Source organism: Mycobacterium sp. (assembly GCF_032162105.1).
Taxonomy (GTDB): domain Bacteria; phylum Actinomycetota; class Actinomycetes; order Mycobacteriales; family Mycobacteriaceae; genus Mycobacterium.
The window spans coordinates 1-6632 of record NZ_JAVRPS010000319.1 but is presented as its reverse complement, the minus strand read 5'-3'; the positions used below and the strand labels follow the sequence as shown (position 1 = coordinate 6632).

Genomic DNA, 6632 nt, shown 5'->3' with positions numbered 1-6632 from the left:
TTCTCTGGGACTGACCAACGATTCTGGCACCAGCAGCTCGGCGACCTGTTCGGCCGTCAACATCCCCTCTTCGACGATGAGATCGGGGATGGATCTACCCGTGTGCAGCGCAGTTTTGGCGATTCGGGCTGAAGCGGCATAGCCGATGTAGGGGCTCAAAGCGGTGATCACTCCAATCGAGTTCGTCACCGACTCGTACAAATGCTGTTCGTTGGCACTGATTCCGTTGATGCATCTGTCGATCAGCGTGCGGCACGCATTGTCGAGGTGGGCTGTCGACTGGAAGAGACTGTGGGCGATGATGGGCTCGAATGCGTTGAGCTGTAGTTGGCCCGCCTCGGCCGCCATGCTGATGGTCACGTCGTTGCCCATCACCTCGAACGCCACCTGGTTGACGACTTCGGGAATGACGGGGTTGACCTTTCCCGGCATGATGCTCGAACCCGACTGCACCGCAGGCAAATTGACCTCGTTGAACCCCGAGCGCGGACCCGAGGAAAGCAGGCGCAGGTCGTTGCAGATCTTCGACAGTTTCAGCGCGGTGCGTTTGAGCACTCCCGACACCTGAACGAACGCGCCGACGTCCTGAGTCGCCTCGACGAGATCGCAAGCAGTGGAAAGGGAGAAGCCGGTAATGGTGTTGAGCTTCTCGCACACCAGGGACGCATATCTCGGGTGGGCGTTGAGTCCCGTGCCGATGGCCGTGCCTCCGAGGTTGATCTCGGCGACGAGTCGCGCAGCCTCGAGCAGCCGTTCGGCGTCCTCACCCACCATGATCGCGTAGGTGCCGAACTCCTGACCGAGGGTCATCGGCACCGCATCCTGGAGTTGGGTGCGACCCATCTTCATGACGGATCGGAATTCCGTCGCCTTGCGACCGAAGGCCGCTGCGACGTCCATCAGCGTCGCATGCAGTCCGGCGATGTGGACCTGCAGCGCCACCTTGATGGCCGTGGGATAGACGTCGTTCGTGCTTTGACTGAGATTGACGTGTTCGAGGGGATGCAACCGGTCGTAGTCACCGCGCGCAGCGCCGAGGGTCTCCAAGGCCCGGTTGGCGATCACCTCGTTGGCGTTCATGTTCGTCGAAGTGCCCGCACCACCCTGGATGACGTCGACCACGAACTGGTCGAGCAGTTCGCCGGAACGGATTTCGGCACACGCGGCGACGATCGCATCGGCCCGTCGGCGATCAAGCAGTCCGAGTTCGCGATTGGCCATTGCCGCAGCCTGTTTGACAGCGGCGAGCGCGGCGACGAACTCGGGATACGTGGACAGCGCAATGCCCGAAATGGGGAAGTTCTCCAGTGCACGCGCCGTGTGGATTCCGTAGTAGGCGGCCTCCGGTACCGGGTACTCGCCGAGGGAGTCCCGTTCGCGGCGGGTCGCGGGCACGCTCACCGCCACGTCCGGGTCGGTGGTGCCACCGCGGCGCCGGGCAACCCGTCGTAGAAGCCGCCGGTGGCGCACGTGGTCAACTCCATCTGCATTCCCCATGGGGTTTGGAAGTAGAACCATCGTTGCCCGGCGACGGGCGCCTCGGGGCTGACCCCATTGGGGCCTTCCTGCACCGTGACACCGGGGATCGCACGGATGTATTCGTAGCCGGCGTCGATGTCGTCCACGTAGAACGCCAGGTGATGACCACCCACGTCACTGTTGCGTGGCGGTGTCGGCTCCTGTTGCGGTGCACTGTATTCGAACAGCTCTACGTTGTGGTGCTGGCCGAGTCGGATCATGGCAAGCGAGCTGCGTGCACGTGGGTCGACGCTGAGTCGCCTGTACATGCCGTCCGACTGGTCGTCGACGAACGGTCCGTCGGTGAAGATCAGTTCGGCGCCGAAATGGTCGACGAAGAAGCCCACCGCCTCATCGAGGTTCGGCACGGTGAAGGCCACGTGGTCGACGGCGCGCATGGTGGGTACTCGCGGTCGAGGGGTTTTGATCAAGGGTGGTCCTCCTCTAGGAGACGGTAGCCCTCTGCGAGGCGCCGAAGTCGTGGTCGGACCATGGGAGGGCGTCACCGCCGTACTTTGCGGCGCGCACGTCGGCGGAACGGGCATGGCCCTCGAAGTTCTCCAACCGGGCCGCGCGGCCGCAGATGCGGCCCAACTCGGCGCTCGACTCGGCGTCATCGATCTCTTGGTAGGTGACGGTCTTCAGGTACTTCCCCACCCACAGGCCTCCCGTGTAGCGGGCCGCACCCAGTGTGGGTAGCACGTGATTCGTGCCGATCGCCTTGTCTCCGTATGACACACACGTCTTCTCGCCGAGGAACAGTGCGCCGTAGTCACGCATGCCGGTCAGGGCGCGTCGCGGCTCGGCAGTGAGGATCTGGACGTGTTCGCCGGCGTACCGATCGGCCAGGGCGAAGGCCGCTTCGATGTCCTCGACCACGTGTACCTCGCCGTGCTGGTCCCAGGAGGCCGACGCGACGTTGGCCGTCGGCAGGGTGCTCAGCTGTCGCGAGACCTCTGCGATCGTTTGGCGGCCGACCCGCTCGGAGGTGGTGATCAGCACGCACGGCGAATCGGGCCCGTGCTCGGCCTGGCTCAGCAGATCGGCCGCGACGATGAAGGGGTCGGCGGTGTCGTCGGCGACGATGACGACCTCGGTGGGGCCGGCGAACAGGTCGATGCCGACTTCGCCGAACAGTTGCCTCTTGGCTTCGGCAACGTAGGCGTTGCCCGGTCCGGTGAGCAGGTTGACCGGCTCGATCGTGTCGGTCCCCAGTGCCAGCGCACCGATCGCCTGCACGCCGCCCAGCACGTAGATCTCGTCGGCGCCCGCCAAGTGCATGGCGGCGACGCTGATCGGCGGCGCGACGCCGTTGTTCGGTGGCGTGGTGGCTGCCACCCTTTCGACACCGGCGACTTTCGCGGTCACGACGGTCATGTGTGCCGATGCCGTGAGGGGATAACGTCCGCCGGGTACGTAGGCGCCCGAGGCGGAGACGGGCACGTGCTTGTGGCCCAGCCGCACGCCGGGAAGTGTCTCGATCTCGACGTCGAGCATCGAGTCACGTTGTGCCTGAGCAAAGTTCCGTACCTGTGCCTGTACGAACTTCAGGTCGTCGATGACGGTGGTCGGCAGATCGGACACGATTGCGGCCACCTCCGCCTCGCCGAGCCGGAATGACGATGGCGCCCATCGGTCGAACTGCTGAGAATATCTGCGTACCGCGTCGTCACCGTTGGCGCGAATGTCGTCGAGAACCTGGGTGACCGTTGCGACGACCTGGGGGTCGCTCTTGTGGGGCGTACCGACTTCGGCGGTCGGCGCCTTGAGTGTCTCCGGCACGATTCGTATCTCCTTGCGCTGCACTGCTGGGCATCGAACGTCGGTGATGTTGACCGTTGCCGACGTCATTCCAGTCTTGGCGCCCGTCGCCTACCTCGACAGACTCATCGTGTGCAACAGGCACAAGATTCGATGCACATGTTCACCGTTGTTCGTGCAATGTTCGTCGACTGCCCGGGCCTGCCGTCGCCGGAATCCGCCGGGCGGCGCGTTCGCCTTCGTGAACGGCATCCATCATGGTTCGGCTGGCGATCGCGTCTCCCACACGCTCGACCGCGACCGCCTGGTCCTTCATGGCGTTCTTGAGGGTGAAGTACAAGTCGGTGACGGGGCGGTGCCAGCCGGCCAGGATCACCGTGTCGACGTCGACGATGGTGGCCGGACGACCCTGTTCGGTGATGTGCACGGTGGACCCGTCGACTGCCGTCATCGTGGTGAATGGATGGGTTGTCATGCCGGACTGGTGAATTCGCGGAACGGCGAGGTTCGCGCTGAACGGTCCCAGCTTCGCGCCGACGTAGGGAAGTGGTGTCACGAAGTCGACGTGGTGTAGGTCGCCCTGCAGTTGCAGAGCGAGGCCGATGCCCTTCCAACCGCCCTCGCCGTCGTCGACGATCACCACGCGTTCGCCGATGGGCTTGCCGTCCTCCAAGACGTCCCAGACCGACAGCACGTGCCGCTGATCCAGTCCTGGCGTGAACGGGATGCCTTGGGCCAGGTTTCCGACGATGTCGGAAGCCGGGGCGGATCCCGTTGCGACGATGACGTGGTCCGGCCTCAATGCCATGACGTCCTCGGCGCTCGGCGAGCAGCCCAGTCTCAGGTCGACGCCATACTTTTCGATCATGACGTCGAGGTGGTCGACGACGCCGGCGATCTCTTCTCGCCCCTTGATCTTCGAGGCGATTCGCAGCTGGCCCCCGGTGCGTGACCGCCGCTCGAAGAGGATGACCTCGTGGCCCTGCCGCGAAGCGGTCTCGGCGGCCTTCATCCCCGCCGGACCCGCACCGATGACCACGACGCGATGCCGGAACGTCGCCTCCATCAAGGTGCCAATGCCCAGTTCCCGCTCGTACCCGGCGGCGGGATTGTGCACACAGGACGAGTGCGTGACGGCGAAGAGCCGGTCGATGCAACCCTGGTTGCAGCCGATGCAGCGACGGATCTCGTTGAGCCGGCCATCCTTCATCTTGTTGACCGTCTCGGGATCGGCGATCTGCTGCCGGGTCATCGCAACCATGTCGGCATGGCCAAGGCTCAGGATCTCCGCTGCGTCCAGGGGTTCGTTGATCCGGCCGACGGCGATCACCGGCACGTCGACGACTGACTTCACCGCCGCCGCGAGATCTTCCCAAATCCGCTTCGGGTGCTGCATGTCCGGCACGTTCTGGTGCGCCTCGTTGTAGGTGGCCGCCTTGACACAGATGTAGTCGACCTTGCCCGTCGACGTGCAGGCCACCGCGATCTGCTGCGCGTCGCTTACCTGGAGGCCACCCGGGCTGAAGTCGTGACCCTGCAGATTCATGCCAACCACGAAATCGGTGCCGACTTCGTCACGCACCGCGTCGATCACGCGAACAACGATGCGCATCCGGTTCTCCAGGTTGCCGCCGTAGTCGTCCGTCCGGTGATTGGAGAACGGCGACAGGAACGAAGCGAGAAGATAACCCCCGTAGCCGGAGTGAATCTCCACGCCGTCCATCCCGCCCTGCTTGGCGTGTCGCGCGCCGATCGCATGTGCTTCGACGATTTCGTCGATGTCCTCCAACTCCATCTGCTTGGGCATTTCGAGGTTGAACGGGCACGGGGTGTTCGAAGGAGCCCACAGTGCGCGCTCGGTGAACGTCGAATGGCCCTGCCGGCCGCCATGCCCCAGCTGCATCACGATGCGGGAACCGTGTTCGTGTACGGCGTCACTGATCTTGCGAAGGCCGGGCACGATCTCGGGCAGCCACGCCCGCGGCTCCCCTGGGACGTCCTGCGAGGTCGGATGAACCTGCGGAAACGCCATGCCAATCAGCCCGACACCACCCATCGCACGCTCCCGGTAATAGGCCACGTGCTGATCGGTGGGCAGGTAGTCCTTGGCCATGCCGGTCCCATGGCCGGTCATGACGACGCGGTTGCGGACCTGCACGCTGCCCAACGTGATCGGCTCGAACAGCGGCGCCAGAGTCTGGTCGGTGTCAAAGGTTTCGGTACCAACGCTTGACGTCACGGATGCATCTCCTAGGCGGTCAGCGCACCGGATTGGCCCAGTCGCAGGGCCAATGCCGAGACGGTGATCGCTGGGTTGACCGCCGCCGACGACGGGAACGGCGAACTGTCGGTGATCCATAGGTTGTCCAAATCGTGTGCCCGCAGGCTCGCATCGACCACGCTGGTCGCCGGATCATCGCCCATGCGGGCGGTTCCACACTGATGGGAGGTAGCTTCCACGCCGAGACTGCGAGTCAGCACGAATGGGAAGCCCGCCTTGCGTACGACCTTCTTCATTCGCTTGATGAGCTCGCGGTGTGCGGCGCCATTTGTTTCGCGGCGGGTCAGGCAGATCTGGCCCGAGGAGTTGAGGTGGACGCGGTTATCGGCGAGAGGCAGGTCCTCGGATTGGACGAACAGATCGAGAGTGTATTTGGTGACCGCGTCGAGGATTGGCATCGGAACCAATGGTTGACCCATCTTCGCCTGCGGCCCACGGAGTTTGCCCAACCCCTGAACATTCCCCAGCGGGTACTCATTGCCAGGGCCTGCGGTGTACCAGTCGTTGATTCCGAATGTCTTCTGGTAGACGGCTTGGTTCTCGTGCCGTGGATCGATCGCCAGGACGAAGGTGGTCAGGTGCGCCATGTAGTTGCGGCCCACCTGGTCGGAGGAGTTGGCCAGGCCCCGGGGATGGGCGTCCGAGGCCGATCGCAGCAGTAGCGCCGCGGTGTTGACCGCACCGCACGCGACGACGAAACGCTTCGCGCGCACCTGGATTCGGCGATCGTGGTGGCGAATCCGAGCAGACGTGACACGGCGACCGGTTGGGTCGGTGTCCAACCGGGTGACTTCGGCGTTCGTCAACAGCCGCACGTTCTTCGACGGAGCGCTCAGTGCCGGCCGCACCGCGGCCAGGTCGGCGTCGCCCTTGGCGTCGACCATGCAGGCAAACGAGTCGCAGGTATAGCACAGGACGCATCCGCCGCCGGGTCGGCGGTCGAGAGCCTGCGGCGCCGCGAAGGGATGCAGGCCTTGCCTTTTCGCGCTCTCCACCAGACGGGCGGTCGCCCCCTCGTGTGGTATGCCAGGGAACGGGTAGTCGGTGGAGCGCCACGGGTCGGTCGGATCCT

The 6632-nt window shown here is 64.5% G+C and carries 5 protein-coding genes; all 5 read right to left on the bottom strand.

Annotation, left to right across the window (positions count from 1 at the left end; translation table 11 throughout):
- Positions 1–1401 (bottom strand): aspartate ammonia-lyase (locus QOC69_RS16445; RefSeq protein WP_526441384.1); only part of this gene is annotated, 1401 nt, incomplete at its 3' end.
- Positions 1398–1916 (bottom strand): VOC family protein, encoded by a 519-nt coding sequence (locus QOC69_RS16440; protein WP_526441382.1) that lies wholly within the window; start codon positions 1914–1916, stop codon positions 1398–1400. The genes QOC69_RS16440 and QOC69_RS16445, both read right to left, overlap by 4 nt.
- A gap of 46 nt (positions 1917–1962) precedes the next feature.
- Positions 1963–3300, bottom strand: coding sequence for a histidinol dehydrogenase (hisD, locus tag QOC69_RS16435; RefSeq protein ID WP_526441380.1), 1338 nt, complete (start codon positions 3298–3300; stop codon positions 1963–1965).
- Between the two features lie 142 nt (positions 3301–3442).
- Entirely contained in the window at positions 3443–5518 is a 2076-nt protein-coding gene (locus QOC69_RS16430) for an oxidoreductase (protein ID WP_526441378.1), read from the bottom strand.
- 11 nt (positions 5519–5529) lie between these two features.
- On the bottom strand, positions 5530–6632 hold a 1103-nt coding region (locus QOC69_RS16425), incomplete at its 5' end, for a GMC oxidoreductase (RefSeq protein WP_526441376.1).

What these genes read in the sequence shown, in the direction of transcription:
- QOC69_RS16440 (WP_526441382.1), bottom strand. Translation starts at nt 1,916, where the DNA reads ATGCGCGCCGTCGACCACGTGGCCTTCACCGTGCCGAACCTCGATGAG.